At 72.1% G+C, this 25,168-nt stretch carries 23 protein-coding genes; 15 read left to right on the forward strand and 8 right to left on the reverse strand.

Annotated features, from left to right (window positions below; genetic code table 11):
* Positions 1 to 15: 15 nt before the first annotated feature.
* On the reverse strand, positions 16 to 1,329 hold the full coding sequence (hmgA, locus tag AC07CM_RS13520; protein WP_478876529.1) for a homogentisate 1,2-dioxygenase: 1,314 nt from the start codon (positions 1,327 to 1,329) through the stop codon (positions 16 to 18).
* A gap of 152 nt (positions 1,330 to 1,481) precedes the next feature.
* Here hmgA and AC07CM_RS13525 point away from each other — a divergent pair, with 152 nt between their 5' ends.
* The 10 genes from AC07CM_RS13525 (at position 1,482) to AC07CM_RS13570 (ending at position 13,569) form a co-directional block, all read left to right on the forward strand.
* Positions 1,482 to 2,075, forward strand: coding sequence for a hypothetical protein (locus AC07CM_RS13525; protein ID WP_478876530.1), 594 nt, complete (start codon positions 1,482 to 1,484; stop codon positions 2,073 to 2,075).
* 64 nt (positions 2,076 to 2,139) lie between these two features.
* Positions 2,140 to 2,757, forward strand: a complete 618-nt coding sequence (locus tag AC07CM_RS13530; protein ID WP_478876531.1) for a TetR/AcrR family transcriptional regulator — start codon at positions 2,140 to 2,142, stop codon at positions 2,755 to 2,757.
* Between the two features lie 130 nt (positions 2,758 to 2,887).
* Positions 2,888 to 5,149 (forward strand): molybdopterin oxidoreductase family protein, encoded by a 2,262-nt coding sequence (locus AC07CM_RS13535; RefSeq protein WP_478876532.1) that lies wholly within the window; start codon positions 2,888 to 2,890, stop codon positions 5,147 to 5,149.
* A 133-nt stretch (positions 5,150 to 5,282) separates the two neighbouring features.
* Positions 5,283 to 6,683 (forward strand): CitMHS family transporter, encoded by a 1,401-nt coding sequence (locus AC07CM_RS13540; protein WP_478876533.1) that lies wholly within the window; start codon positions 5,283 to 5,285, stop codon positions 6,681 to 6,683.
* 27 nt (positions 6,684 to 6,710) lie between these two features.
* Positions 6,711 to 7,955, forward strand: a complete 1,245-nt coding sequence (locus AC07CM_RS13545; protein WP_478876534.1) for an MFS transporter — start codon at positions 6,711 to 6,713, stop codon at positions 7,953 to 7,955.
* Positions 7,956 to 8,055: 100 nt separating this feature from the next.
* Positions 8,056 to 8,754 (forward strand): hypothetical protein, encoded by a 699-nt coding sequence (locus AC07CM_RS13550; RefSeq protein WP_478876535.1) that lies wholly within the window; start codon positions 8,056 to 8,058, stop codon positions 8,752 to 8,754.
* Positions 8,741 to 9,412, forward strand: a complete 672-nt coding sequence (locus AC07CM_RS13555) for a class F sortase (protein WP_478876536.1) — start codon at positions 8,741 to 8,743, stop codon at positions 9,410 to 9,412. Before AC07CM_RS13550 ends, AC07CM_RS13555 begins: the two co-directional genes overlap by 14 nt.
* Positions 9,413 to 9,625: 213 nt before the next feature.
* The gene (locus AC07CM_RS13560) at positions 9,626 to 10,966 is read left to right on the forward strand and encodes an ABC transporter ATP-binding protein (protein ID WP_478876537.1); all 1,341 of its coding nucleotides are present in this window, start codon (positions 9,626 to 9,628) and stop codon (positions 10,964 to 10,966) included.
* A 116-nt stretch (positions 10,967 to 11,082) separates the two neighbouring features.
* The gene (locus AC07CM_RS13565) at positions 11,083 to 12,471 is read left to right on the forward strand and encodes an aldehyde dehydrogenase family protein (RefSeq protein ID WP_478876538.1); all 1,389 of its coding nucleotides are present in this window, start codon (positions 11,083 to 11,085) and stop codon (positions 12,469 to 12,471) included.
* 15 nt (positions 12,472 to 12,486) lie between these two features.
* A complete protein-coding gene (locus AC07CM_RS13570) occupies positions 12,487 to 13,569 on the forward strand; it encodes a Zn-dependent alcohol dehydrogenase (RefSeq protein ID WP_478876539.1) in 1,083 nt (360 codons plus the stop codon).
* A 3-nt stretch (positions 13,570 to 13,572) separates the two neighbouring features.
* Here the strand turns inward: AC07CM_RS13570 and AC07CM_RS13575 are convergent, their stop codons facing one another.
* The 3 genes from AC07CM_RS13575 to AC07CM_RS13585 all read right to left on the reverse strand — a co-directional run bounded on the left by AC07CM_RS13575 (position 13,573) and on the right by AC07CM_RS13585 (position 16,051).
* Positions 13,573 to 14,508 carry a DMT family transporter gene (locus tag AC07CM_RS13575; RefSeq protein ID WP_478876540.1) on the reverse strand — a complete coding sequence of 312 codons (936 nt, stop codon included), beginning with the start codon at positions 14,506 to 14,508 and terminating at the stop codon, positions 13,573 to 13,575.
* 141 nt (positions 14,509 to 14,649) lie between these two features.
* The gene (locus tag AC07CM_RS13580; RefSeq protein ID WP_478876541.1) at positions 14,650 to 15,363 is read right to left on the reverse strand and encodes an ArsR/SmtB family transcription factor; all 714 of its coding nucleotides are present in this window, start codon (positions 15,361 to 15,363) and stop codon (positions 14,650 to 14,652) included.
* A 46-nt stretch (positions 15,364 to 15,409) separates the two neighbouring features.
* Complete coding sequence (locus tag AC07CM_RS13585; RefSeq protein ID WP_478876542.1) at positions 15,410 to 16,051, reverse strand: TetR/AcrR family transcriptional regulator; 642 nt, start codon at positions 16,049 to 16,051, stop codon at positions 15,410 to 15,412.
* 90 nt (positions 16,052 to 16,141) lie between these two features.
* Here AC07CM_RS13585 and AC07CM_RS13590 point away from each other — a divergent pair, with 90 nt between their 5' ends.
* The 3 genes from AC07CM_RS13590 to AC07CM_RS13600 all read left to right on the forward strand — a co-directional run bounded on the left by AC07CM_RS13590 (position 16,142) and on the right by AC07CM_RS13600 (position 18,375).
* Positions 16,142 to 17,329, forward strand: coding sequence for an acyl-CoA dehydrogenase family protein (locus AC07CM_RS13590; RefSeq protein WP_478876739.1), 1,188 nt, complete (start codon positions 16,142 to 16,144; stop codon positions 17,327 to 17,329).
* Between the two features lie 61 nt (positions 17,330 to 17,390).
* Positions 17,391 to 17,678, forward strand: a complete 288-nt coding sequence (locus AC07CM_RS13595; RefSeq protein ID WP_478876543.1) for a YiaA/YiaB family inner membrane protein — start codon at positions 17,391 to 17,393, stop codon at positions 17,676 to 17,678.
* Between the two features lie 73 nt (positions 17,679 to 17,751).
* The gene (locus AC07CM_RS13600) at positions 17,752 to 18,375 is read left to right on the forward strand and encodes a TetR/AcrR family transcriptional regulator (protein ID WP_478876544.1); all 624 of its coding nucleotides are present in this window, start codon (positions 17,752 to 17,754) and stop codon (positions 18,373 to 18,375) included.
* Positions 18,376 to 18,387: 12 nt separating this feature from the next.
* Here the strand turns inward: AC07CM_RS13600 and AC07CM_RS13605 are convergent, their stop codons facing one another.
* The gene (locus AC07CM_RS13605; protein ID WP_478876545.1) at positions 18,388 to 18,849 is read right to left on the reverse strand and encodes a MaoC family dehydratase; all 462 of its coding nucleotides are present in this window, start codon (positions 18,847 to 18,849) and stop codon (positions 18,388 to 18,390) included.
* Positions 18,850 to 18,952: 103 nt separating this feature from the next.
* Between AC07CM_RS13605 and soxR the strand changes: the two genes are divergently transcribed.
* The gene (gene soxR / locus AC07CM_RS13610) at positions 18,953 to 19,411 is read left to right on the forward strand and encodes a redox-sensitive transcriptional activator SoxR (protein WP_478876546.1); all 459 of its coding nucleotides are present in this window, start codon (positions 18,953 to 18,955) and stop codon (positions 19,409 to 19,411) included.
* 35 nt (positions 19,412 to 19,446) lie between these two features.
* Here the strand turns inward: soxR and AC07CM_RS13615 are convergent, their stop codons facing one another.
* The 3 genes from AC07CM_RS13615 to AC07CM_RS13625 all read right to left on the reverse strand — a co-directional run bounded on the left by AC07CM_RS13615 (position 19,447) and on the right by AC07CM_RS13625 (position 22,117).
* The gene (locus AC07CM_RS13615) at positions 19,447 to 20,514 is read right to left on the reverse strand and encodes an RNA ligase (ATP) (protein ID WP_478876547.1); all 1,068 of its coding nucleotides are present in this window, start codon (positions 20,512 to 20,514) and stop codon (positions 19,447 to 19,449) included.
* Positions 20,515 to 20,599: 85 nt separating this feature from the next.
* Positions 20,600 to 21,340 (reverse strand): 3-keto-5-aminohexanoate cleavage protein, encoded by a 741-nt coding sequence (locus AC07CM_RS13620; RefSeq protein ID WP_478876548.1) that lies wholly within the window; start codon positions 21,338 to 21,340, stop codon positions 20,600 to 20,602.
* 174 nt (positions 21,341 to 21,514) lie between these two features.
* Positions 21,515 to 22,117, reverse strand: coding sequence for a hypothetical protein (locus AC07CM_RS13625; RefSeq protein ID WP_478876549.1), 603 nt, complete (start codon positions 22,115 to 22,117; stop codon positions 21,515 to 21,517).
* Positions 22,118 to 22,372: 255 nt separating this feature from the next.
* Here AC07CM_RS13625 and AC07CM_RS13630 point away from each other — a divergent pair, with 255 nt between their 5' ends.
* Entirely contained in the window at positions 22,373 to 25,162 is a 2,790-nt protein-coding gene (locus AC07CM_RS13630) for a penicillin acylase family protein (protein WP_478876550.1), read from the forward strand.
* Positions 25,163 to 25,168 lie beyond the last annotated feature (6 nt).

Genomic DNA, 25,168 nt, shown 5'->3' on the forward strand with positions numbered 1-25,168 from the left:
AGTGCAACGGAGGCGTCACAGTGCGCGAAAGTGACGCTCGAGTCCCTGCCACACGTCGTCGTACCGCTGCTGCAGGTGGTCCGCCTCCGCCGCGTGCCGCGTGAGCGTCATCGGCCAGCGGGTCTCGAACATGAACGCCAGCCCGTCGTCGATCTTCTGCGGCCGCAGCTCGGCCGCGCCGGCCCGGTCGAAGGTCTCCCGGTCGGGGCCGTGCGCGGACATCATGTTGTGCAGCGAGCCGCCACCCGGCACGAAGCCCTCCGCCTTGGCGTCGTAGGCGCCCTCGATCAGGCCCATGTACTCGCTCATCACGTTCCGGTGGAAGTACGGCGGCCGGAAGGTGTCCTCGCCCACGAGCCAGCGGGGCGCGAACACCACGAAGTCGACGCCGGCCAGGCCCGGGGTGTCCGACGGGGCGGTCAGGACCGTGAAGATGGACGGGTCCGGGTGGTCGTACGAGATGGAGCCGATCACATTGAAGCGGCGCAGATCGTAGACGTACGGCACATGGTTGCCGTGCCAGGCGACCACATCGAGCGGGGAGTGGTCGTAGGTGGCCGTCCAGAGGTTGCCGCAGAACTTGTTCACCACCTCGACCGGGCCCTCCACGTCCTCGTACGCGGCCACCGGTGCCCGGAAATCGCGGGCGTTGGCGAGACCGTTCGCGCCGATGGGGCCCAGGTCGGGGAGCTGGAACGGCGCCCCGTAGTTCTCGCACACATAACCACGGGCAGAGTCGTCGAGCAGCTCCACACGGAAGCGCACCCCACGTGGAATCAGCGCCACATGGGCCGGTTCCACATGCAGCCGGCCGAACTCGGTGTGCAGCAGCAGCCCGCCGCGCTCCGGCACGATCAGCAGTTCCCCGTCGGCGTCGGAGAAGACCCGCTCCATCGAGGAGTTGGCGTGGTACAGGTGCACGGCCATGCCGGAGCGCTGGGTGGCGTCGCCGTTGCCGCCCAGGGTCCACAGTCCCGCCAGGAAGTCCGTGCCCGCCGGCGGCTCCGGCAGCGGGTTCCAGCGCAGCCGGTTGGGGTCGGGCACCGTCTCGGCGAAGGGGGCGGTGCGGACCGCGTCGTTGCCGATGCGGGTGAACGCGGGGTGCGCGGCCGACGGGCGGACGCGGTACAGCCAGGAGCGGCGGTTGTGCGCCCGCGGCTCGGTGAACGCCGATCCGCTCAGCTGCTCCGCATACAGGCCGAGCGGCGCGCGCTGCGGCGAGTTGCGGCCCTCGGGCAGGGCGCCCGGCACCGCCTCCGAGGCGTGTTCGTTGCCGAACCCGGAGAGATACGACAGTCCCTCGGCGGTCTTCCGTGCGTCCCCGCTCATGATCGCTCCCTTGCGCTCCCGATTCCTATGTATCACCGTAGGAATGAGTGGGGGGCGGGCGCAAGAGGGCCCCGGGTCCTCCCTCCGGCGTAGGGCGGGAACCAGACTTCAGGGGGATTCGGGTGCCGGAGCGTTGTTCTAGGGTCCCGGGCATGTCATGGACGTGGTGGACGCGCAGAACTCTGATCGCGCTCGCGGTCTGCGTCCTGCTGCCTCTCGGAGCGGAGGGCTGCGGGACCGGCGAGGCGCACGGGCAGGCCGATGCCGTCTCGCCCTCGCCGGTGGGTAAGGTCCTGGACGACACGGACGAGACCGGCCGGCACCTGCGCGAGGTCGCCAGGAAGGACGCGCCCGAGGTCGGTGTCGAGGTGACCCCGGGCAGCGCCCGCGGCTGGGACGTCAGGCTGACGCTGCGCCACTTTCGTTTCTCCCCGGCCGGCGCGCGGCCGAAGGCGGTCCCCGGGTGCGGGCTCGTGCGCCTCTTCGTCGACGGCCGCCCGGTGACCCGGCTGCACGCCCACGAGTACCACCTGGCCGGCCGTCTCGTCCCGCACGGCACCCACCACGTCACCGCCCGTCTGTACGCCGACGACGGCACGGCGTGGGCCGTGCACGGCAAGCCGGTCGAGAGCACCGCCGACATCACCGCCTCGGGCGCTGAGACGGAGCCGGCCGGCACCGCCGCCGTCTCCGCACCGGCTCCGTCCGGGCCGGCCGTCACCGCGAGCCTCGCCACAGGGCGATGAGTGCAACGGCCACACTTTTCCGTACTGGGGGGCGAGGTTCACCTGACCCCGGCGGAAAGGCATCATGAAGTCCGTGCCCCACGCGACATCGCTTCGCCGCGCGCCCGTCCAGCGGCGCAGCGCGGAACGGCTGACCAGGATCCTGGACGCCTGCGCCGACCTCCTCGACGAGGTCGGCTACGACTCCCTGAGCACCCGCGCCGTGGCCGTGCGCGCCGGCGTGCCCATCGGCTCGGTCTACCGCTTCTTCGGCAACAAGCGGCAGATGGCCGACGCCCTCGCCCAGCGCAACCTGGAGCGGTACACCGAGCGCGTCACCGAGCGGCTCGGGGAGGCGCCGCAGGGGGACTGGCGGGCCGCCATGGACGCCGTGCTGGACGAGTACCTGAGCATGAAACGCACCGCGCCCGGCTTCTCCCTGGTGGACTTCGGCAACCAGATCCCGGTCGGCGCCCGGCACGCCGAGCCCAACACCCGGGTCGCCGACCGTCTCACCGACCTGCTCTCCGGCTACCTCGGCCGCACCCCGGACGAGGAGCTGCGGCGCGTCTTCCTGGTCGCGGTGGAGAGCGCGGACACCCTGGTGCAACTGGCCTTCCGGCTTGACGCGCAGGGTGACGAGGCGATCATCCACGAGACGCGGGAACTGCTGCGGGCGTACCTGGGGCGCGTGCTCGACTGAGGGACCCCACGGACCGGCACAGGGGGCTCCCCTCCATGCCAACCGGTCGGTATGCTCGCCTCGAGCCCGCCCGTGCCCGCGCTCCCGCCCCGGCTCGCGCGGCATGTTCGCCGACCCTCCGGGAGGACCCGTGTCCCGCACCGCCCTGCGAATCTGCCCCCTGTGCGAGGCCACCTGCGGGCTGACCCTCACCATCGAGGGCACCCGTGTCACCGGCGCCCGCGGCGACCGCGAGGACGTCTTCAGCAAGGGGTTCATCTGTCCCAAGGGCGCCTCCTTCGGCGCCGTCGACGGTGACCCCGACCGGCTGCGCACCCCGCTCGTCCGTGAGGACGGCGCCCTGCGCGAGGCCACCTGGGAGGAGGCCTTCGACGCGGTCGCCGCGGGCCTGCGCCCGGTCGTGGAGCGGTACGGCCCCGACGCCCTGGGTGTCGTCCTCGGCAACCCCAACGTGCACACCATGGCCGGCGCCCTCTACCCGCCGGTGCTGCTCGGCGCCCTGCGCACCCGGAGCCTGTTCACCGCCTCCACGGTCGACCAGATGCCCAAGCACGTCTCCAGCGGGCTGCTCTTCGGCGACGCCCACGCGATACCGGTGCCGGACCTGGACCACACCGACCATCTGCTCCTCATCGGCGCCAACCCGCTGGAGTCCAACGGCAGTCTGTGCACCGCCCCCGACTTCCCCGGCAAGCTCAAGGCCCTCAAGGCCCGCGGCGGCCGGCTCACCGTCGTCGACCCGCGCCGCACCCGCACCGCGAAACTCGCCGACCGCCACCTCGCGATCCGGCCCGGCACCGACGCCCTGCTGCTCGCGGCGATGGCGCACACCCTCTTCGCCGAGGACCTCGTCGGCCTCGAGGACCTCGCCCCGCACGTCCAGGGCGTCGATGAAGTACGCGACGCCCTGCGGGAGTTCACCCCCGAGGCCGTCGCCGGGGCCTGCGACCTGGACCCCGCCGTCATCCGCACCCTCGCCCGTGAACTCGCCGCCGCGCCCACCGCCGCCGTCTACGCCCGCATCGGCAGCTGCACCGTCCCGCACGGCACCCTGGCAAGCTGGCTGGTCGACGTCCTCAACGTCCTCACCGGCAACCTCGACCGGCCGGGCGGCGCCCTGTTCCCGCAGGCCGCCACGGACAAGACGCCGCGCCCGGCGGGCCCCGGCCGCGGCTTCGCCCTCGGCCGCTGGCACTCCCGGGTACGGCGACTGCCGGAGGCCAAGGGCGAGTTGCCGCTCTCCGCGCTCGCCGAGGAGATCGACACCGCAACCGACCAGGGCGAGCCCATCCGCGCGCTCGTCGTGGTCGCGGCCAACCCGGTGCTGTCCGCCCCCGACGGCGACCGACTCGACAAGGCCCTGGACTCGCTGGACTTCATGGTCAGCGTCGACCCGTACCTCAACGAGACCTCCCGCCACGCCGACGTCGTTCTGCCCCCGCCCCCGCCCTCGCAGAGCCCGCACCACGACTTCGCCTTCAACACCCTGGCCGTCCGCAACCAGGTCCGCTACAGCCGCCCCGCCGTCCCCCTCGAACCCGGCCGGATGGCCGAGACCGAGATCCTGGCCCGGCTGATCCTGGCCGCGACGGGCATGCACGGCGCAGACCCGGCCGCCGTGGACGCGATGGTCATCGACCAGACCCTCGGCAAGGCCGTCCAGGAACCCCACTCCCCGGTGCACGCTCGCGACCCCCGGGAACTGGCCGCACGGCTCACCGGGGAGACCGGCCCCGAGCGCCGGCTGGACATGATGCTGCGCCTCGGCCCGTACGGCGACGGATTCGGCGCCCGTCCCGACGGCCTGACGCTGGAGAAGGTGCTCGCGCACCCGCACGGCATCGACCTGGGCCCGCTGCGCCCCCGCCTGCCGCAGCCGCTGAAGACCGCGAGCGGCAGGATCGAGCTGCTGCCCGGGCCGATCGCCGGCGATCTGCCCCGGCTCCGGGAGGCGCTGCGCGAGCGCCCCGCGGGGCTCGTGCTCGTCGGCCGCCGCCATCTGCGCTCCAACAACAGCTGGATGCACAACGTGCCCGCCCTCACCGGCGGCAGCAACCGCTGCTCCCTGCACCTCAACCCGGAGGACGCCGCACGCCTCGGTGTGCGGGACGGGGAGCCGGTGCGGGTGAAGGGCGCCGGGGGAGAGGTGACCGCGCCCGCGGAGGTCACCGACGCGGTCCGCCCGGGCGTCGTGAGCCTCCCGCACGGCTGGGGCCACGACCGCCCCGGCACCCGGCTGAGCCACGCCACCACGGCCCCCGGCGTCAACGTGAACCAGCTCCTGGACGGCAGCCTGCTCGACCCGCTGTCGGGCAACGCGGTCCTCAACGGCGTGCCCGTCGAGGTGGCCGCGGTGACCGTCGTGTCCGAAAAGCTCACCCCTGTGACCTGAGCAAAGCTGTGACCTGCATTTTTGCGCTTATTGCTCGCTCGTCAACGTCTTGTTAACGCCGTTTGAACGGACCTAACGTCATCGCACCGCCGGCCCTGGTGGGAGTTCAAGGGCGAACGTTAGGTATCCATTCATGCTGACCATCCTCGGCTTCGCCATGATCGCGACCTTCCTGGTCCTGATCATGCTGAAGAAGATGTCGCCGATCGCGGCGCTCGTGCTGATCCCCGCGCTGTTCTGCGTGTTCGTCGGCAAGGGCGCCAAGCTCGGCGACTACGTCATCGACGGCGTCACCGGCCTCGCCCCCACCGCGGCGATGCTCATGTTCGCGATCGTCTACTTCGGTGTGATGATCGACGTCGGCCTCTTCGACCCGATCGTCCGGGGCATCCTGAGGTTCTGCAAGGCCGACCCGCTGCGCATCGTCGTCGGCACGGCGATGCTCGCCGCGATCGTCTCGCTGGACGGCGACGGCTCGACCACCTTCATGATCACCGTCTCGGCGATGTACCCGCTGTACAAGCGCCTGAAGATGAGCCTCGTCGTGATGACCGGCGTGGCCGCCATGGCCAACGGCGTGATGAACACGCTGCCGTGGGGCGGCCCGACCGCCCGCGCGGCGACCGCGCTGAAGCTGGACGCCGGCGACATCTTCGTCCCGATGATCCCGGCCCTGGCCATGGGCCTGGTGTTCGTCCTCGCCCTCGCCTACGTCCTCGGCCGCCGCGAGCGCGAGCGGCTCGGCGTGCTCACGCTGGGCGAGGCGCTCGTGCGGGAGCCCGCCGAGCAGGAGACCGTGCTGGTGGGCGCCGGTTGCGGCAAGGACACGCGGCCGGGCGGCGGTTCCGGCGTCGGCCCGGACGCCCCCCTCGACGAGCCCGAGGGCGACGGCTTCCAGGGCCTCGACCCGCGGCGCGCCACCCTGCGCCCCAAGCTGTACTGGTTCAACGCACTGCTCACGGTCGCGCTGCTCACGTCCATGATCATGGAGTGGCTGCCGATCCCGGTGCTGTTCCTGCTCGGTGCCGCGCTCGCGCTCACCGTCAACTTCCCGCACATGCCGGACCAGAAGGCGCGCCTGGCCGCGCACGCCGACAACGTCCTCAACGTCTCCGGCATGGTCTTCGCCGCCGCCGTCTTCACCGGCGTCCTGCAGGGCACCGGCATGGTGGACCACATGGCCGAGTGGCTGGTGCACAACATCCCCGACGGGATGGGCCCGCACATGGCCTTCGTCACCGGCGTGCTGAGCATCCCGCTCACGTACTTCATGTCCAACGACGGCTTCTACTTCGGCATCCTGCCGGTGCTCGCCGAGGCGGGCCAGGCGCACGGCGTCTCCTCGGTGGAGATCGCCCGCGCCTCCCTGGTGGGCCAGCCGCTGCACATGTCCAGCCCGCTCGTCCCGGCCGTGTACGTCCTCGTCGGCATGGCCAAGGTCGAGTTCGGCGACCACACCAGGTTCGTCGTGAAGTGGGCCGCCCTGACATCCCTCGTGGTGCTGGGGGCAGGGATCCTCTTCGGCATCATCTGACCGGGCGGCACACAGGAGGACTCGATCATGGCGCCCGGTGGGAACCGCGGCTGGCTGCTCCGCCTCGTCATCGCCTTCGGCTTCGCCCAGGGGGCGGTGTCGATGGCCCGGCCCGCCGTCTCCTACCGGGCGCTCGCGCTCGGCGCGGACGAGCGTGCGGTCGGCGTCGTCGCGGGTGTCTACGCCCTGCTCCCGCTCTTCGCGGCCGTACCCCTCGGCCGCCGCACCGACCACGGCCGCTGCGCGCCACTGCTGCCGGTGGGAGTGGTCCTCATATCCGGCGGCTGCGTCCTCAGCGGACTCGTCAACTCCCTGCGGGCGATGGCCCTGTGGAGCGGAGTGATGGGGCTCGGCCACCTCTGCTTCGTGATCGGCGCACAGTCGCTGGTGGCTCGCCAGTCCGCGCCGCACGAACAGGACCGCAACTTCGGGCACTTCACCATCGGCGCCTCCCTCGGCCAGCTCATCGGCCCGGTCGCGGCGGGCGTCCTGATCGGCGGTCCCGACATGGCGGGCAGCAGCGCGCTCGCCCTCGTCGTGGCGGGCGCGGGTGCCGCGGTCGCGTGCTCCTCGCTGTGGCGCGTCGAGGACCGTACGGCGGTCGACTCCCGTGCCCCGCGGGGCGAACGGGTGCCCGTGGGCGGGATCCTGCGCGCCCGAGGCGTACCCGCGGGCATGCTGATCAGCCTCTCCGTGCTCTCCGCCACAGACATCCTCACCGCCTACCTGCCGGTGGTCGGCGAGTACCGGGGCATCGCCCCCTCGGTGATCGGCGTTCTGCTCAGCCTGCGTGCCGGGGCCACCATCGCCTGCCGTCTCGTCCTCACCCCGCTGCTGCGCCTGCTCGGCCGGCCGGCGCTGCTCACCGTGACCTGCTTCCTCGCGGCCGTCCTGTGCGCGGGGGTCGCCCTGCCGGTACCGGTCACGGCGCTCGGGCTGATGCTCACGGTGCTCGGTTTCTGCCTCGGCGTCGGGCAGCCGCTGTCCATGACCACGGTCGTCCAGGCCGCCCCCGAGGAGGCGCGCTCCACCGCCCTCGCCCTGCGCCTGACCGGCAACCGGCTCGGCCAGGTCGCCGCACCGGCCGCTGCGGGCCTGGTCGCGGGCGTGGCCGGGGTGGCCGCGCCGTTCGTGATGCTCGGGGCGCTGCTGCTCGTGTCCTCCGGGGTGGCGCTGCGGTCACCGGGCGCCGGAGGGCCGGCCGAGGGGGCCGCGGCCGTGTCGCGGGAGGGCCGGAAGAGAGCGCCGTTGCGCCGCACGAGCGATATCTGACGGCGTGTCCGGCGTTGGTGCCGTGTGCGGTGGAGTACGTGCGTGAGAGTCCCAACGAAAGGTCGATTTGTATGAAAATCGTCTAACTCGGAGGAGCTTCATGGCCACCCTGACACTTCCACGGACTTTTTCCCGTGCGGGCGCCACCGTCGTCCTCACCGCCATCGCCGCGGCGGGCGCGTCATGGGTGGCGGCACCGACGGCGTCGGCCCAAGGGGAGAACGGCGACATCAGGATCCACCGCGTGGGCGTGCCCTTCGGGGTCTCCAAGGACGACCCGCTGGTCTGCAAGTTCTACCTCGACGCCGTCAACTTCGACGTCCTGCCCACCGTCGCCTACACCATCACACCGCAGCCCCCGCTGCCCACCGCCGCCACCGTCACCGGCACCATCCAGCTCGCGGGCGGCGCCGGGCACACCGACCCGCTGGGGCTGGCGGACGGGCAGTACAGGATCACCTGGGTGATCGGGGGTGCCAACCATGAGAAGGTCTTCCGCGTCAACTGCCACGACGGCAACCAGGACCCGCAGCACGGCTCGGCCGGCCAGATCGAGGACCACCAGGGCGGTGATCAGCACGGTGACCAGTCCAGCGACCAGCGCGATGACGCGAGCTGGGGCCAGGGCGGCGACCACAACGACGGGCCCAAGGGCGGTGTCCACGCCGGTGGCGGCGGTCTCGTCGACACGACCGGCGCCTTCTCGCCCGTGGCCGCCGCGGCGGCCGTGGGCCTGGTCGCGGTCAGCGGCGCCGTGTACGTCCGGCTGATCCGCCGCCGGCCGCATGGCGCCGCGTAGGCGCAGACGCAGGCCGTGGCACCGGACCCGTGCCTACCGCCTCGCCAGGACGGCGCTCCTCGCGGTCGTCCTGGTGACGGCGGTCCGGTGCGGGGGACACGACAGCTCCGGGCCCGTCCGGGCGGGCGGCCCGGCAGCCGCTCCGGCCGCGGGCCGGGAGGCGGCCGCTCCGGTCCGCCCGACACCCCCGCCCCGCCCGCTGCCCCGGTCCCGGCCGACGTCCCTGCGCATCCCGTCCCTCGGGATCGACGCGCCGGTCACCGGTCTGCGACTGGGCTCGGACCGGCAGTTGGAGACACCACCGCTCGACAAGGCCAAGCTGGTCGGCTGGTACGAGGGCGGCCCGACACCGGGCGAGACCGGCACCGCCATCGCCGTCGGCCACCGCGACACCACCACGGGCCCCGCCGTCTTCTCCGCCCTCGCCCTGGTCGGGCCGGGCAAGCCGATCGAGGCCCGGCGCGCGGACGGCCGTACCGCGGTCTACACCGTGGACCGGGTGAAGGTCTTCGACAAGGCCGGCTTCCCCGACCGGGAGGTGTACGGCCCGGCCCGGCGGCCGGAGTTGCGCGTGCTCACCTGCGGCGGCCTGTTCAGCCGGCGCACGGGCTACACGAGCAACGTGGTGGTCTTCGCCCATCTGACCGCGACGAAGTGACCGCGCGGCGCGGACGGCGGGGCCGGCCCGCGCCCCGAATCCCGCCGTCCGTTTCCGCCGCTGCCTGCGGCGCGGCGTCCGGTCCGGTGCCCTCTCTTCCCCGGCCGGGCACATTCCGTTAACTTTCGTGACCCACAGGCCCCGTGCGGCTCGCACCGGACCTTCGGACCCACGGAGCAGCGGCGCTCCGGCCAGCCCCCGGGGGCAGCAGTCATGACACGCGCCATCTCTCTGCACGACGTGAGCAAGTCCTACGCGCGCGGCCCCCGCGTGGTGGAACGGCTCTCGCTGGACATCGCCCCCGGCGAGTTCCTGGTCCTGCTCGGCCCCTCCGGCTGCGGGAAGTCCACCGTGCTGCGCATGATCGCCGGACTGGAGGAGATCGACGAGGGCGAACTGCTCCTGGACGGCGAGTACGCCAACGACTGGCAGCCCTCCGAGCGCGACATGGCGATGGTCTTCCAGAACTTCGCCCTCTACCCGAGCATGACCAGCCGCGACAACATCGGCTTCCCGCTGCGCATCGAGGCCCCCGGCGCCGACCCCCGCCCGCGCGTGGACGCGACCGCCCGCATGCTCGGCATCGAGGACCTGCTGGACCGCTTCCCCAGCCAGCTCTCCGGCGGCGAACGCCAGCGGGTGGCCATGGGCCGGGCGATCGCCCGCCACCCCACCGCGTTCCTGATGGACGAGCCGCTGTCCAACCTCGACGCCAAGCTCCGCAACCATCTGCGGGCCGAGATATCCCAGCTCACCCGCCAACTGGGCGTCACCACGGTGTACGTCACCCACGACCAGGCCGAGGCCATGTCGCTCGGCGACCGGGTCGCCGTCCTGCGCGGCGGAGTCCTCCAGCAGGTGGGCAGCCCGCGCGAGGTCTACGCCCTGCCCCGCAACGTCTTCGTCGCCGCCTTCGTCGGCATCCCGCGCATCAACCTGCTGCGCGGCCTGGTCCGCGCCCCGCTGGACGGCGCCATGACCATCAGCCTCGGCAAGCAGTACCTGCGGCTGCCCGAACCCCTCAGCCTGGACCACCAGTTGCTCCGGGTGCAGCAGGGCCGCGAGGTCATCGTCGGGCTTCGCTCGGAGGCGGTGCGCATCGCCAAGCGCAGTGCCGCCCGGCCCGGTGAGGTGCCGCTGACCGGGCTGGTGGAGCACGTGGAGTTCCAGGGGCACGAGACCCTCGTCCACTTCGACACCGGCTCCCGCCCCGCCGTCGTGACCGAGCTGGAGGCCCCGCGCCCGGCCGCCCGGCCGGCGCGCCGGCGGCGCCGGGAAGGGCCGACCGTGCTGGGCCGGCTCAGGGAGCGGGCCGGCTCGCTGCGCGCCGGACCGGTGGTGGTGCTGGAGCACCCGGCGGACACGGAGGCGGAGTACGCGCCTGCCGAGGGGCGACTGCCGGGCGACCTGGTCGTGCGCACCACCCCCGACATCCGGCTCCGGCACGGCATGCAGGTCCCGCTCCTGGTCGACCTGGCCCACCTGTTCGTCTTCGACCAGCACGGCGACCGTATCTGCCCGTCCCCGGCACGGCTGCCCGACCTGGAGGAGTGAGTGCCCGCCCGGCGATGATGTCCCGGTGAGTCTGGCCGACCGGTGTCTCTGGCGCGCGAAAACTATCGCCGCTAGTTTGTGTGCCGGACGACGGAGACCCGCCGGGAGGAAGCACCATGAAGGCACACGACGGCCTGTACATCGACGGCGCCTGGCGCCCCGCCGAGAGCCGGGACGTGATCGAGGTCGTGAACCCCGCCGACGAGCAGGTCGTCGGCCGGGTCCCGGCCGCGGGCGCCCTGGACGTCGACACCGCCGTACGCGCCGCGCGCGCGGCTCTGCCGGCCTGGGCCGCCACGCCACCGGCCGAGCGGGCCGCGCGCCTGACCGCCCTGCGGGACGTCCTCGTGGTCCGCAAGGACGAGATCGCCGAGACGGTCACCGCGGAACTGGGCTCCCCGCCGCAGTTCTCCCAGGCCGTGCATGCCGGTGTGCCGATCGCGGTCGCGGGCTCCTACGCCGAGCTGGCCGCGACCCACTCCTTCGAGGAGAAGGTCGGCAACTCCACCGTCCTGCACGAGCCGATCGGCGTCGTCGGCGCGATCACCCCCTGGAACTACCCGCTCCACCAGATCGTCGCCAAGGTCGCCCCGGCGCTCGCCGCCGGCTGCACGATCGTCCTCAAGCCCGCCGAGGACACCCCGCTCACCGCCCAGCTCTTCGCCGAGGCGGTCCACGAGGCGGGCGTACCCGCCGGTGTGTTCAACCTGGTCACCGGCCTCGGCCCGGTCGCAGGCCAGGCCCTCGCCGAGCACCCGGGCGTGGATCTGGTGTCCTTCACCGGCTCCACGGCGGTCGGCCGGCAGATCGGCGCGGTGGCCGGCGCGGCCGTCAAGAAGGTGGCGCTGGAGCTGGGCGGCAAGTCCGCCAACGTCATCCTGCCGAGCGCCGACCTCGCCAAGGCCGTGAACGTCGGCGTGGCCAACGTGATGTCCAACTCCGGACAGACCTGCAGCGCCTGGACCCGGATGCTGGTCCACCGGGACCGGTACGACGAGGCCGTCGAACTGGCCGCGGCCGCGGCCGCCAAGTACGGCGACCGCATCGGCCCGGTGGTCAGCGCCAAGCAGCAGGCACGCGTGCGCGGCTACATCGAGAAGGGCGTCGCCGAGGGTGCCCGGCTGGTCGCGGGCGGCCCCGAATCGCCGCGGGAGAAGGGCTACTTCGTCAGCCCGACGGTCTTCGCGGACGTCACAACCGACATGACCGTCGCCCAGGAGGAGATCTTCGGCCCGGTCCTCACCATCCTGCGCTACGAGGACGAGGAGGACGCCCTGCGCATCGCCAACGGCACGGTGTACGGCCTCGCGGGCGCCGTCTGGGCCGGTGACGAGGCCGAAGCCGTCGCCTTCGCCCGCCGCATGGACACCGGCCAGGTCGACATCAACGGCGGCCGGTTCAACCCCCTCGCCCCCTTCGGCGGCTACAAGCAGTCCGGGGTCGGCCGGGAACTCGGCAGCCACGGCCTCTCCGAGTACCTCCAGACCAAGTCCCTCCAGTTCTAAGGAAGTCCGCGAACCATGGCCGTACGAGCCGCCGTCCTGCCCGCCATCGGTGCCCCCCTGGAGATCACCGACATCGACCTGCCCGAACCGGGCCCCGGACAGGTCCGCGTCCGCCTCGCCGCCGCCGGCGTCTGCCACTCCGACCTGTCCCTGTCCAACGGCACCATGCGGGTGCCCGTCCCGGCGGTCCTCGGCCACGAGGGGGCGGGGACGGTCGTGGCCGTCGGGGAGGGCGTCGCGCACGTGGCCCCCGGCGCCCCCGTCGTCCTCAACTGGGCACCCTCCTGCGGCAGTTGTCACGCCTGCACGCTGGGCGAGGTCTGGCTGTGCGCCAACGCCCTGAACGGCGCCGCCGATGTCTACGCCCGCACCGCCGACGGCACCGACCTCCACCCCGGTCTGAACGTCGCCGCGTTCGCCGAGGAGACGGTGGTCTCCGCGTCCTGCGTGCTGCCCCTCCCGGAGGGCGTCCCGCTCACCGACGCGGCCCTCCTCGGCTGCGCCGTCCTCACCGGCTACGGTGCCGTGCACCACTCGGCACGGGTGCGGACCGGCGAGACGGTCGCCGTCTTCGGGGTCGGCGGAGTGGGCCTGGCCGCCCTGCAGTCGGCCCGCATCGCGGGAGCCTCCAGGATCATCGCCGTCGACGTCTCCCCGGAGAAGGAGGAACTGGCCCGGGCGGCCGGCGCCACCGACTACGTCCTCGCCTCCGACACCACCCCCCGCGAGATCCGCGCGCTCACCGGCAAACAGGGCGTCGACGTCTCCGTGGAGTGCGTGGGCCGCGCGGTCAGCATCCGCGCCGCCTGGGACGCCACCCGCAGGGGTGGCCGTACGACGGTCGTCGGTATCGGCGGCAAGGACCAGGAGGTCACCTTCAACGCCCTGGAGATCTTCCACTGGGGCCGCACCCTGTCCGGCTGTGTGTACGGCAACACCGACCCGGCCCGTGACCTGCCGGTGCTCGCCGAGCACGTACGGGAGGGCCGGCTGGACCTCTCGGCGCTGGTCACCGAACGGATCGCCCTGGAGGGCATTCCGGCGGCCTTCGACAACATGATCGCGGGCAAGGGCGGCCGGGCGCTGGTGGTGTTCTGACGGTCAGCCGACCCTTTCGGGTCGCGGCTCACCGGCCGCGACCCGCCGCGTCCGCCCGCGCATCCGGGACCGCGACACCGCCACGCCCGCGAGGCACAGCGCCCCGCCCACGAGCGTCAGCGGCCCCGGCACCTCACCGAGCGCCAGCCAGGACATGAGGACGACCAGGGCCGGCACCGCGTACGTCGTCGCGCCCATCCGACTGGCGGTGGTGCGGGCGAGGGCGTAGGCCCAGGTGGTGAAGGCCAGCGCGGTCGGGAAGACGCCCAGGTAGACCATGTTCAGCGTCGCCGACAGGGGTGCGCGGGCGGCCTCGTGCACCAGTTGCCCGGCGAACGGCAGGCAGGCCACCGCCCCGACCAGACACCCGAACGTCGTGACCTGCAACGCGCCGGCCCGGCCCAGGGCGGGCTTCTGCGCGACGACACCGGAGGCGTACGCCACGGCCGCGAGCAGGCACAGCGCCACGCCGAGCAGCGAGGACCCGCCTCCGCCCGACATCGACAGCCCCACGGTCACCGCACCCGCGAACGACACCGCCATCCCCGCCAGCAGCCTCGGCGGCATCGGGTCACCGAGCAGCCGGGCGCCGAGCAGCGCGATGAGCAGCGGACCGATGTTCACGACCAGAGCCGCGGTTCCCGCGTCGACCTGCTGCTCGCCCCAGTTCAGGACGACCATGTAGAGCCCGAACCACAGCAGCCCGGAGAGCAGGATCCCGGGCCAGGCCGATCTGGGCGGCGGTCCTTCCCGCCGCAGGGCCCAGATGACGCCCAGGGCGACAGCCCCCGACACCAGCCGGCCGAGGGCCAGCGCACCGGGGGAGTAGGCGTCTCCCGCACTCCGGATCGACACGAAGGCGGAGGCCCACAGGACGACGGTGACGGCGGCGGCGCCGGTGGCGAGTATGTGAGGGCGGTTCCGGATGACGTTCATCATGCTCCCGAGGCTAGGCAGGGTGTCGAATGGGGGCCGGCGGGAATCGGACGGGGCGTGCGCGCTCCGGCAGGGGCGGGCGGGGAAGCGCGACCGGCCGCGACGGACCCGCACGCGGCGGCACCCCGCCGTTCTCGTGGCCGCTCACAGCAGTGCGTCCCGCTGGATGCCCAGCAAGTCCGACAGCGCCCGCTCCCCGGTCGGCGTGAGCCGCACCGCCCGCTCCGAACCGATCCGTTCGCACCACCCCGCATCCAGCGAGTGGCGGCACAGCGCCGCCCCCGCCACCCCCGCGAGATGGGGACGCCGCTCGGTCCAGTCGAGGCACCCCCGGGCCAGCGGCCGCCGGGTCGACCGGTCCAGGGCGATGCCCACCGTGCCGAACCACTCCAGCCCCGCCTCCGTCAGCGCGAACCCGGTGTCCTGCCGGAGCAGCCCCCGCTCGGTCAGCGCGTCCGTGACCACGATCCCGAGTTGCCCGGCGAAATGGTCGTAGCAGGTACGGCCCCGGGCCATCGCGGAGCTAGCGCTCGATTCCCGAAGGGTGCGAGGAGGCCGCCGCACAGCCGCCTCGGGCACCTGCGCGGCGAGATCCTCGACGAGCTGCGCCACCCCCGGGTCGGCCAGCCGCACATACCGGTGGCGCCCCTGCCGTTCCTCGGCGAGCAGGCCGCCGCCCACCAGCTTGCCCAGGTGCTCGCTGAGCGTGGACGCGGCCACCCCGGCGTGCCGGGCCAGTTCCCCGGCGGTCCAGGCCCGCCCGTCCAGCAGGGCCAGCAGGCACGCGGCCCGCGTCTCGTCGGCGACCAGCGAGGCGAAGGCGGCGAGGCCGGCTGCCCGGGAGTCCTTGGAGGTCATGTGTCCAGCATGGAACACAGACGCTTCGGTGCCGGCCGAACTGCTGCTACACGCTCTGCCGTGCCTGCTCGTACTGCTGCGCCAGACCGTCCAGCAGCGCCGTCAGTCCCGTGTCGAAGGCCCGCTCGTCGATCTTCTCCTGCTGCTCGGCGAGCAGGTGCGCCTGCCCGAGATGGGGATAGTCGGCGGGGTCGTACGCGCTCGCGTCGTCCACGAACCCACCGGCGAAGGAACCGAGCGCGGAGCCCATGATGAAGTACCGCATCAGTGCCCCGATGGACGTGGCCTGCGCGGGCGGCCAGCCCGCGTCGACCATCGCGCCGTACACCGCGTCGGCCAGCCGCAGGGCGGCGGGGCGGCGGCCGGGGCCGCGGGCGAGGACCGGGACGATGTTCGGGTGGTCGCGCAGGGCGGCCCGGTAGGAGACGGCCCAGTCGTGCAGCGCGGTCCGCCAGTCCCGGCCGTCCTCGAACATCGACAGGTCGACCAGCCCGCTCACCGAGTCCGCGACCACCTCCAGGATCTCGTCCTTGGTGCGGAAGTGGTTGTAGAGCGAGGGCCCGCTCACCCCCAGCTCGGCGGCGAGCCGACGCGTGGAGACGGCCGCCAGGCCCTCCGCGTCCACGAGTTCCCGTGCCGTCTCGACGATCCGGTCGGTGCTGAGGAGGGGCTTGCGCGGTCGGGCCATGGCGCACATAGTAGGGCTGCAACTGGAAACTAGCAGTGCTAATTTAAATGTACGGCTTTCAAGATCCGTCTGGTGTGGGGTGATCGCGTGGTGAACCTGGGGCTCAGCGAGGAACACGGGGCCGTACGGCAGCTCGCCCGGGACTTCGTGGAGCGTGAGATCGCCCCTCACGTGGTCGCCTGGGACCGGGCCGAGGAGGTCGACCGGGGCATCGTGAAGAAGCTCGGCGAGGTCGGCTTCCTCGGTCTGACCGTCGGCGAGGAGTACGGCGGCTCGGGCGGCGACCATCTCGCGTACTGCCTGGTCACCGAGGAGCTGGGGCGCGGCGACTCCTCGGTGCGCGGCATCGTCTCGGTGTCCCTCGGGCTGGTCGCCAAGTCGATCGCGGCCTGGGGGAGCGAGGAGCAGAAGCGGCGCTGGCTGCCGGGGCTGACCGCCGGGGAGTACGTGGGCTGCTTCGGCCTCACCGAGCCCGGCACCGGCTCCGACGCCGGCAACCTCGCCACCCGGGCCGTGCGCGACGGTGGGGGCCCCTCCCGCTCGAGCGGAGCCGAGAGTGGGGGAGACTTCGTCCTCAACGGCACCAAGATGTTCATCACCAACGGCACCTGGGCCGACGTCGTCCTCCTCTTCGCCCGTTCCACGGACGCCCCCGGTCACAACGGCGTCTCCGCCTTCCTGGTCCCCACCGACACTCCCGGACTGAGCCGCCGCACCATCCACGGCAAGCTCGGCCTGCGCGGCCAGGCCACCGCCGAACTGGTCCTCGAGGATGTCCGGGTGCCCGCGTCGGCGCTGGTCGGCGAGGAGGGCAAGGGTTTCTCCGTCGCGATGTCCGCGCTGGCCAAGGGGCGGATGTCGGTCGCCGCCGGCTGTGTCGGCATAGCCCAGGCGGCGTTGGACGCGGCCGTGCGGTACGCCGGTGAGCGCGAGCAGTTCGGCAGATCCATCGCCCACCACCAGCTGGTGCAGGAGCTGATCAGCGACATCGCCGTGGACGTGGACGCGGCCCGGCTGCTGACCTGGCGGGTGGCCGACCTGATCGACCGCGGGCAGCCGTTCGCGGTCGAGTCCTCCAAGGCCAAGCTGTTCGCCTCCGAGGCCGCCGTCCGCGCCGCCAACAACGCCCTGCAGGTCTTCGGCGGCTACGGCTACATCGACGAGTACCCGGCCGGCAAACTCCTGCGCGACGCCCGCGTGATGACCCTCTACGAGGGCACCAGCCAGATCCAGAAGCTGCTCATCGGACGGGCGCTCACCGGAGTTTCGGCGTTCTGAGTACGTTCTCTGAGTATCCCGGCGGATGTGGCGCGGGCCACGTCCGCCGATGCTCGTTCCCATGAGTGACACACCGGTCAAGCAGCAGAACACGGCGGCCTTCTACGGCCAGGCCGTCGCATCCTTCGCGGTCGCCATGGCGGCCACCGCCATCGGCATCTTCCGGCTGAACGCCGACGCCTGGGTCCGGGCCTTCCTGGCCATCGCCGTCCTCTACCTCGTCACGTCCGCCTTCACGCTCGCCAAGGTGATCCGGGACCGCCAGGAGGCCGGACAGATCGTCAGTCGCGTCGACCAGGCCAGGCTGGAGAAGCTGCTCGCCGATCACGACCCGTTCGAAAAGCTCTGAGCGGGCACTCTAAGCGACCGCTCACCTTCGGCGGTATGGTGGTGCTCCTGTGACCGAGAGGGGCGAGCGAGCGATGAGTGCGGCGGAGGAGACGACCGGCGGCGAGGTCGAGCCGTGGGAAGAGGTCACCCCGGACGCGGCCCGGCGGCTGCTCGTCGCAGCCGTGGAGGCCTTCGCCGAGCGTGGCTACCACGCGACGACGACCCGCGACATCGCGGGCCGCGCCGGCATGAGCCCGGCGGCGCTCTACATCCACTACAAGACCAAGGAAGAGCTGCTCCACCGGATCAGCCGGATCGGCCACGACAAGGCCCTGGACATCCTGCGTACGGCGGCCGCGCGCGAGGGCACCGCCACGGAGCGGCTCGCCGACGCCGTCGGCTCCTTCGTCCGCTGGCACGCCGGGCGGCGCACCACCGCGCGGGTCGTGCAGTACGAACTCGACGCGCTCGGCCCCGAGGCCCGCGCCGAGATCGTCGCGCTGCGCCACCAGGTGGACGCCGAGGTGCGCGGGATCATCGAGGACGGCGTGGCCTCGGGCGAGTTCCGGGTGCTGGACGTGAAGGGCACCACGCTGGCCGTGCTGTCCCTGTGCATCGACGTGGCCCGCTGGTTCAACGTGAACGGGCCGCGCACCCCCGACGAGGTCGGCGCGCTCTACGCCGACCTCGTGCTGCGGATGGTGGGCGCCCGGTAGGCGCCGCCGGGCTCAGAGGTAGTACCGTGCCACCGACTCCGCCACGCACACCGGCTTGTCGCCGCCCTCGCGCTCCACGGTGAAGGCGACGGCGACCTGCACGCCGCCGGGGACGTCCTCGACGCCGGTGATCGTCGCCGTGGCGCGCAGCCGGGAGCCGACGGGCACGGGGGAGGGGAAACGGACCTTGTTCGTCCCGTAGTTGACGCCCATCTTCACGCCCTCGACCCTGATGAGCTGCGGTCCGAAGAGCGGCAGCAGCGAGAGGGTCAGATAACCGTGGGCGATGGTGGTCCCGAAGGGCCCCGTGGCGGCCTTCTCCGGGTCCACGTGGATCCACTGGTGGTCCCCGGTGGCCTCGGCGAACAGGTCGATCCGCTTCTGGTCGACCTCAATCCAGTCCGTGTGGCCCAGCTGCTCGCCCACGGCGGCCCTGAGCTCGTCGGGGGAGGTGAAGGTCCTCGGTTCTGCCATCTTCCCGGCCTCTCGCTCGTTTGTCTAAGCAACTGCTTAGCATGGTCGGCTCCGGGGTCCCTGTCAACGGACCGCGACCGGCGGGGTCGGTAGTCTCTGCGGAGTGCCCCAGATCCCCGAGAAGATCCACGAGCTGACCGTCGGCCAGTTGTCCGCGCGCAGCGGCGCGGCCGTCTCCGCCCTGCACTTCTACGAGTCCAAGGGCCTGATCAGCAGCCGCCGCACCTCCGGAAACCAGCGCCGCTACACCCGTGACACGCTGCGCCGCGTCGCCTTCGTCCGCGCGGCCCAGCGGGTCGGCATCCCCCTGGCCACGATCCGCGACGCCCTCGCCGAACTCCCGGAGGAGCGCACGCCCACCCACGAGGACTGGGCGCGGCTCTCGGAGGCGTGGCGGTCGGAGCTGGACGAACGCATCCGCCAGCTGAACCGCCTGCGGGACCACCTCACCGACTGCATCGGCTGCGGCTGCCTGTCGCTGGACACCTGCGTGCTGTCCAACCCCGACGACGTGTTCGGCGAACGGCAGACGGGGTCGAGGCTGATGGCGGAGCGGAGGTAGGGCGGTTCCGGGGAGCCCCTTCGAGGCGCTCCCCGTCACTCGTACTCCGTCCCGCCCTTCCGCGTCAGATACGCCGGGCTGACCGCCTTCGCGATCGCCCGGCCGCCGGTCACCGGGCTGTGGCGCTCCACGGCCGGCCGTATCACCACGCCCTCCCTGAGATGCAGTCCACGCCCCGACACCGTCTCCCGGCCGCTCGCGAACTCCAGCACCTTCTCGATGTCGTACGGCCCCGCGTACAGCCGGGGAACCAAGGGCAGTTCCCCGTCCAGCACCTCGGCCGCGTCGAGCCGGCGCACGACCCCGTCGATCTCCGCCGACACGTCGAACACCGCGTACCCCAGCGACTCCCGCCGCCCGTCGGCGCCGTACGTCAGGTCCTGCACCCCGGCGCCGTACACCTCCCCGAAGATGCCGACCCGGCGTGCCCCGAGCCGTTCGGCCAGCGCGGCCGCCGCCTCGGCGACCCCGTGCCCGCGCACCGCCCGCCAGTACAGGTTCCGCGGATCCTCCCTCAGCGCCAGGGACTTCGCCCCGAACCCCTTGGACGACACGAACACCCGGTCCTGCTCGGCGACATACGTCAGCAGGCACGCAGAACCGTGCAGCTTCTCCGTCAGGACCACAGCCTCGCCCGGTGGGAATATGTCCGGAAACCGCTGGATGTTCTCGATGTCGACCCAGGGCAGGAGGTCCGGGGCCGACTCGACCTGCCCGTCCATGGTCGGCGGGATCGGCGGCACCCACTTGGTGATGCCCAGCCGCTCGGCGAAGTCCGTCCCGTCGGCCGCGGCCCGCGCGAGATCGACGTCGGCCAGCGCCTTCGGCCGGCACACGATGCCCTGCGACAGCTCACCGCGCAGCCGCACCGCCTTGACCCGGTTGGCCTCACCACCCGCCAGCCGCCCGGTCAGCCCCAGCTCCTCGATCAGCCCGGACGGAAGCACGGACTGCTCGGGGATGTAGACGGCGGCCTCACCGGTGCGGTACGCGCCCTTGGCGACGACGGCCCGGTACAGCCCCACCTGGGCCAACTCCAGCGCGTCGGCGTTCGGATGCTCGTGGACGGTCAGCACTTCGGCGGTGACGCGCAGCGTCGACATGGGGGACTCCTCGGTTCCTCAACTCGGTTTCATCACCTCCCACTGTCCGGACCCGAAACGGGTGGAGCGAACGGATTTGGGGCTGCTACCGTCGCGCTGACGAGCAGCGCTGGGACGACCCGTACCGGACCAGCCCTTCCGTCACCAACTGAGCGTTGGAAGAGGCCCGTTCGCCGTCCGGCAGGAACAGGGTGTCCTCCAGGCCGATCCGCGTGGCCAGGCCCAGCCGGCCCGCCAGTCGCAGCACCGGCCAGGTGCCGCCCTCCTCGCCGTGGAGCAGGACGGGGCGGCCGAAGGCGTCGCCGATCCCCGCCAGCAGGGCCCGCGCCGAGGCCTCCGCCGTGGCCGGGTCCGGGTCGGTCACCTCGGCCAGCACCCGCAGCACCCTCGGGCCGAGCGGGGAGGCCGCGAAGCGGGCCGCACCGTCCGTGCCGGACCAGATGCCCGCCTCCACGCCGATGCCCATGGTGAGGAACTGCTCGGCGACCTCCTCGGCGCCCGGCTCGTGCCAGTTGACCGAGGCGAAGTCGGGCAGCACCGACCAGCGGCGCACCCGGGCGAGCCGGGCCGCAGGGTCGGGGGCGGCCGAGGCGCCGGTGGTGATCCCGAGCGGCACCCGCACCCGGTCGCGGAGGGCGTCGATCGTCTCCTCGACCACGCGTGGGGACAGGCTGTCCCGTCCGCACGGCGTCTTGGGACGGACATGGACCTCGGTGGCCCCGGCCGCGACGGCCTCGGCGGCAGAGCGCGCCAACTCCCGCGGGGACAGCGGCACCACCGCTCCGTCGGCGGCCGAGCGACGGCCGTTGAGACATACCTGCACCATGCCCCGATGGTGCCCGGGGCCACCGACAACAACCCCGCGGCGCAGGGCCTTTCTTCCGGATCGGCCCGGCCAAGCGCCCCGGCAGGCTCCGGAAGACGGGGCCTGGCACATCAGGGGGTGCGGCATCCCCGGCGCACCCCCGGTGCATCCCCGCCGATCGGGCCGGCCCGCGGATCAGGCCGACATCAGCAGCCGTTCACGCCTGGCGTACGCCAGCGCCTGCGGCGTGAGCACGGGCCGGGGCACGAGGATCCCGCAGTCCGCGCAGACCGGACCGGACGAGGGCTCGTGGTCCAGGCCGTACTTCCACACGAGGCGCTCACCGCCGCACACCGGACAGGCCGAGCCCGGTTCGCGGTTCAGCGCGGCTATCAGCCGGCGCAGCACCTCGGCCAGGGGCTCGTCCGGGTGGACCCGCGGATCGTCGCACCAGGCCACCCCGAACCCGCCCCAGGTCAGCCGGTGCCAGTCGTCCACGCTGCCCGGCCGGCGCAGCCCGTCGTGCTTCTCCTTCTTGCGGCGCTCGGCGAACTCGGCCTCGTAGCCGAGCCAGACCGCCCGCGCCTCCTCCAGCTCCTCCAGTGCGGCCACGAGCCGCACCGGGTCGGGGGACCGGTCCTCCGGGCCGAAACCGGCCCGGGAGCAGAGATGGTCCCAGGTGGCCCGGTGCCCGTAGGGAGCGAACCGCTCCAGGCACTTGCGCAGTGAGTAGCGCCGCAGCGCCAGGTCACACCGCGGATCTCGCACCTGTCTCGCGAGACTTCGGAATCCGGCCATCGCCTTGCACCTCCGTCACACCTGCGTCCGCACTTCGGTCAGTTCGGCGTCGCCGTACGGGTTCCGCACGACGTCGCCGAGTAGACGTGTCGACACGGAATTCGGCTCCATCCGTTTTCCGATGCCTCCCATAAGGCGCCCCGGGTTGACCGCCGGGCATCGACTGCAATGCCTCCAAAAGTTGACGCATGTTCATCTTCAATCCCGGGGATACCGGCGGTAACGTCCGGCCCACCCCAGTCGGGAGGAGCTGCCATGCCACGGCGCACCCCACGCAACGTGTTGTTCGACAAACTGAGAACTCCCCGCAGGCTCGCCGGGTTCCTGAAGACGGCATCCGTATGCGTTCTGATGGCCGGGCTTCTCTCCCCGCTCACCCGGGCCGTCGCCGCCGAGGACGCCACGGCCTCGAACGACTACTGCGGTGGCCAGTGTTCGGACATCCTGCCGCCCGGCGAGAACGGCAACGCGACGCTCGCCCAGATCCTGCTCAACCAGGCCTTCGGCACCCAGCCCTCGCACGCCGAGGACCAGCTCGGCCCCTACGCCGGCCTCGCGACCGGCTACTCCGGGCTCACCGACGCGAAGATCAACACGTTCTTCAACGACGCCTCGTTCGGCGTCCCTTCCGACCAGGTCGCCTCCACGGAGAAGCCCGCCGGCCGCGGTGACGTGACGATCGTCCGCGACAAGAAGACCGGTGTGCCGCACATCACAGGCACCACCCGGTACGGCACCGAGTTCGGCGCCGGGTACGCGGCCGCCGAGGACCGGCTGTGGCTGATGGACGTCTTCCGGCACGTGGGCCGCGGGCAGCTGACCTCCTTCGCGGGCGGCGCGGCGGCCAACCAGGGCCTGGAGCAGGAGTTCTACCGCAACGCGCCGTACACCGAGGCCGACCTCCAGGCACAGATCGACAACGCCGTGGCGAACAACGGCGCCCGCGGACAGCAGGCCCTCACCGACGCCAACGCCTACCTCGCCGGCATCAACTCCTACATCGACGCCTCCGACAGTGGCCGCTACTTCCCCGGCGAGTACGTCCTGACCGGCCACAAGGACTCGATCACCAACGCCGGCACCATAGACCACTTCAAGATCACCGACCTGGTGGCGCTCGGCTCCGTCGTCGGCTCGCTGTTCGGCTCCGGCGGTGGCGGCGAGGTCAACAACGCTCTCTCACTGATCGCCGCCCAGTCCAAGTACGGTGTGGAGCAGGGCACCAAGGTCTGGGAGTCCTTCCGCGAGCGCAACGACGCAGAGGCCGCCCTCACCGTGCACAACGGCGAGAGCTTCCCCTACGCCTCCAGGCCCGACGACCCCCGGGGCGAGGCGCTGCCCGACTCCGGCTCGGTGACCCAGGAACCGCTCGTCTACGACCGCACCGGCAGCGCGGCCACCGCGAGCGCCGAGAGCGCCTCCGGCACGGCCGCAAGGTCCACCCTCAGCTCCGCCCGGCGCGGCATGTCCAACGCCCTCGTGGTCAGCGGCAGGTACACCGCGAGCGGCCACCCGATCGCCGTCTTCGGACCGCAGACCGGCTACTTCGCCCCGCAGCTGCTCATGCTGCAGGAGATCCAGGGCCCGGGCATCAGCGCCCGCGGCGCCTCCTTCGCGGGCCTGAGCATGTACGTCGAACTGGGCCGGGGCCAGGACTACTCCTGGAGCGCGACCACCTCGGGCCAGGACATCATCGACACCTACGCCGTCGAACTCTGCCAGGACGACTACCACTACCTGTACCACGGCACCTGCACGGCGATGGACAAGGTCGAGCAGAAGAACTCCTGGAAGCCCACCGTGGCCGACGGCACGGCGGCGGGTTCGTACACCATGCGGGCGTGGCGCACCAGGTACGGGCCGGTGGAGTACCGCGCCACCGTCGGCGGCAGGAAGGTCGCCTACACCACCCTGCGCTCCTCCTACCTGCACGAGGCCGACTCGATCATCGGCTTCCAGATGCTCAACGACCCCGACTACGTCAAGGGCCCGAAGGACTTCCAGAGCGCGGCGCAGCACATCAACTACACGTTCAACTGGTTCTACGCCGACTCCCAGCACACCGCCTACTACAACAGCGGTGACAACCCGGTCCGGGCGAGCGGCGTCGACGCAGAGTTCCCGGTGTGGGCGCAGCCCGCGTACGAATGGCGGAACTGGAACCCCGCCACCAACACGGCCGACTACACCACGGCCGCCGAGCACCCCGACTCCGTCGACCAGGACTACTACGTCTCCTGGAACAACAAGCAGGCCAAGGACTACACGACCGCGTCCTGGGGCGACGGCTCCGTGCACCGCGGCAACCTGCTCGACGACCGGGTGAAGAAGCTGGTCGCGGCCGGCGGGGTGACCCGTACGAAGCTGGTGCAGGCCATGGCGGACGCGGCCCTCGCCGATCTGCGCGCCGAGGACGTGCTGCCGAAACTGCTCAAGGTGATCAACTCCTCCCCGGTGACCGACCCCGCGGCCGCCGGTGCCGTGAACAAGCTCCAGACATGGGTGAGCGCGGGCGCCAGGCGCACCGAGACCTCGGCCGGGTCGAAGACCTATGCCGACGCCGACGCGATCCGCATCCTGGACGCCTGGTGGCCGCTGCTGGTCAAGGCGGAGTTCGAACCCGGCCTCGGCAGCGACCTGTACACCGCCCTGACCGCCAACCTGCCCGTGGACGAGGCCCCGTCCGCCGGTCACGGCCCGACCGGCTCGCACGCCGGAAGCTCCTTCCAGTACGGCTGGTGGAGCTATGTCGACAAGGACGTCCGGGCGGTGCTCGGCGAGTCCGTGCAGGGCGGCCTGGCGCAGAAGTACTGCGGCGGGGGCAGCCTCGGCGCCTGCCGGGACCTCCTGATCAGCACCCTGAAGCAGGCGGCGGGCCTGACCGCGGCCCAGGTCTACCCGGGCGACGACCAGTGCTCGGCCGGCGACCAGTGGTGCGCCGACTCGATCGTCCAGCGCACCCTGGGCGGCATCAAGCACGGCAGGATCGGCTGGCAGAACCGGCCGACCTTCCAGCAGGTCGTGGAGTACACCTCGCACCGCTGAGGTGAC

This window comes from Streptomyces sp. NPDC044061, assembly GCF_056434305.1.

Coding starts and splice junctions, on each gene's coding strand:
- hmgA (WP_478876529.1), bottom strand. CDS start 1,329: ATGAGCGGGGACGCACGGAAGACCGCCGAGGGACTGTCGTATCTCTCC.
- AC07CM_RS13525 (WP_478876530.1), top strand. CDS start 1,482: ATGTCATGGACGTGGTGGACGCGCAGAACTCTGATCGCGCTCGCGGTC.
- AC07CM_RS13530 (WP_478876531.1), top strand. CDS start 2,140: ATGAAGTCCGTGCCCCACGCGACATCGCTTCGCCGCGCGCCCGTCCAG.
- AC07CM_RS13540 (WP_478876533.1), top strand. CDS start 5,283: ATGCTGACCATCCTCGGCTTCGCCATGATCGCGACCTTCCTGGTCCTG.
- AC07CM_RS13545 (WP_478876534.1), top strand. CDS start 6,711: ATGGCGCCCGGTGGGAACCGCGGCTGGCTGCTCCGCCTCGTCATCGCC.
- AC07CM_RS13550 (WP_478876535.1), top strand. CDS start 8,056: ATGGCCACCCTGACACTTCCACGGACTTTTTCCCGTGCGGGCGCCACC.
- AC07CM_RS13555 (WP_478876536.1), top strand. CDS start 8,741: ATGGCGCCGCGTAGGCGCAGACGCAGGCCGTGGCACCGGACCCGTGCC.
- AC07CM_RS13560 (WP_478876537.1), top strand. CDS start 9,626: ATGACACGCGCCATCTCTCTGCACGACGTGAGCAAGTCCTACGCGCGC.
- AC07CM_RS13565 (WP_478876538.1), top strand. CDS start 11,083: ATGAAGGCACACGACGGCCTGTACATCGACGGCGCCTGGCGCCCCGCC.
- AC07CM_RS13570 (WP_478876539.1), top strand. CDS start 12,487: ATGGCCGTACGAGCCGCCGTCCTGCCCGCCATCGGTGCCCCCCTGGAG.
- AC07CM_RS13575 (WP_478876540.1), bottom strand. CDS start 14,508: ATGATGAACGTCATCCGGAACCGCCCTCACATACTCGCCACCGGCGCC.
- AC07CM_RS13580 (WP_478876541.1), bottom strand. CDS start 15,363: ATGACCTCCAAGGACTCCCGGGCAGCCGGCCTCGCCGCCTTCGCCTCG.
- AC07CM_RS13585 (WP_478876542.1), bottom strand. CDS start 16,051: ATGGCCCGACCGCGCAAGCCCCTCCTCAGCACCGACCGGATCGTCGAG.
- AC07CM_RS13595 (WP_478876543.1), top strand. CDS start 17,391: ATGAGTGACACACCGGTCAAGCAGCAGAACACGGCGGCCTTCTACGGC.
- AC07CM_RS13600 (WP_478876544.1), top strand. CDS start 17,752: ATGAGTGCGGCGGAGGAGACGACCGGCGGCGAGGTCGAGCCGTGGGAA.
- AC07CM_RS13605 (WP_478876545.1), bottom strand. CDS start 18,849: ATGGCAGAACCGAGGACCTTCACCTCCCCCGACGAGCTCAGGGCCGCC.
- AC07CM_RS13615 (WP_478876547.1), bottom strand. CDS start 20,514: ATGTCGACGCTGCGCGTCACCGCCGAAGTGCTGACCGTCCACGAGCAT.
- AC07CM_RS13620 (WP_478876548.1), bottom strand. CDS start 21,340: ATGGTGCAGGTATGTCTCAACGGCCGTCGCTCGGCCGCCGACGGAGCG.
- AC07CM_RS13625 (WP_478876549.1), bottom strand. CDS start 22,117: ATGGCCGGATTCCGAAGTCTCGCGAGACAGGTGCGAGATCCGCGGTGT.
- AC07CM_RS13630 (WP_478876550.1), top strand. CDS start 22,373: ATGCCACGGCGCACCCCACGCAACGTGTTGTTCGACAAACTGAGAACT.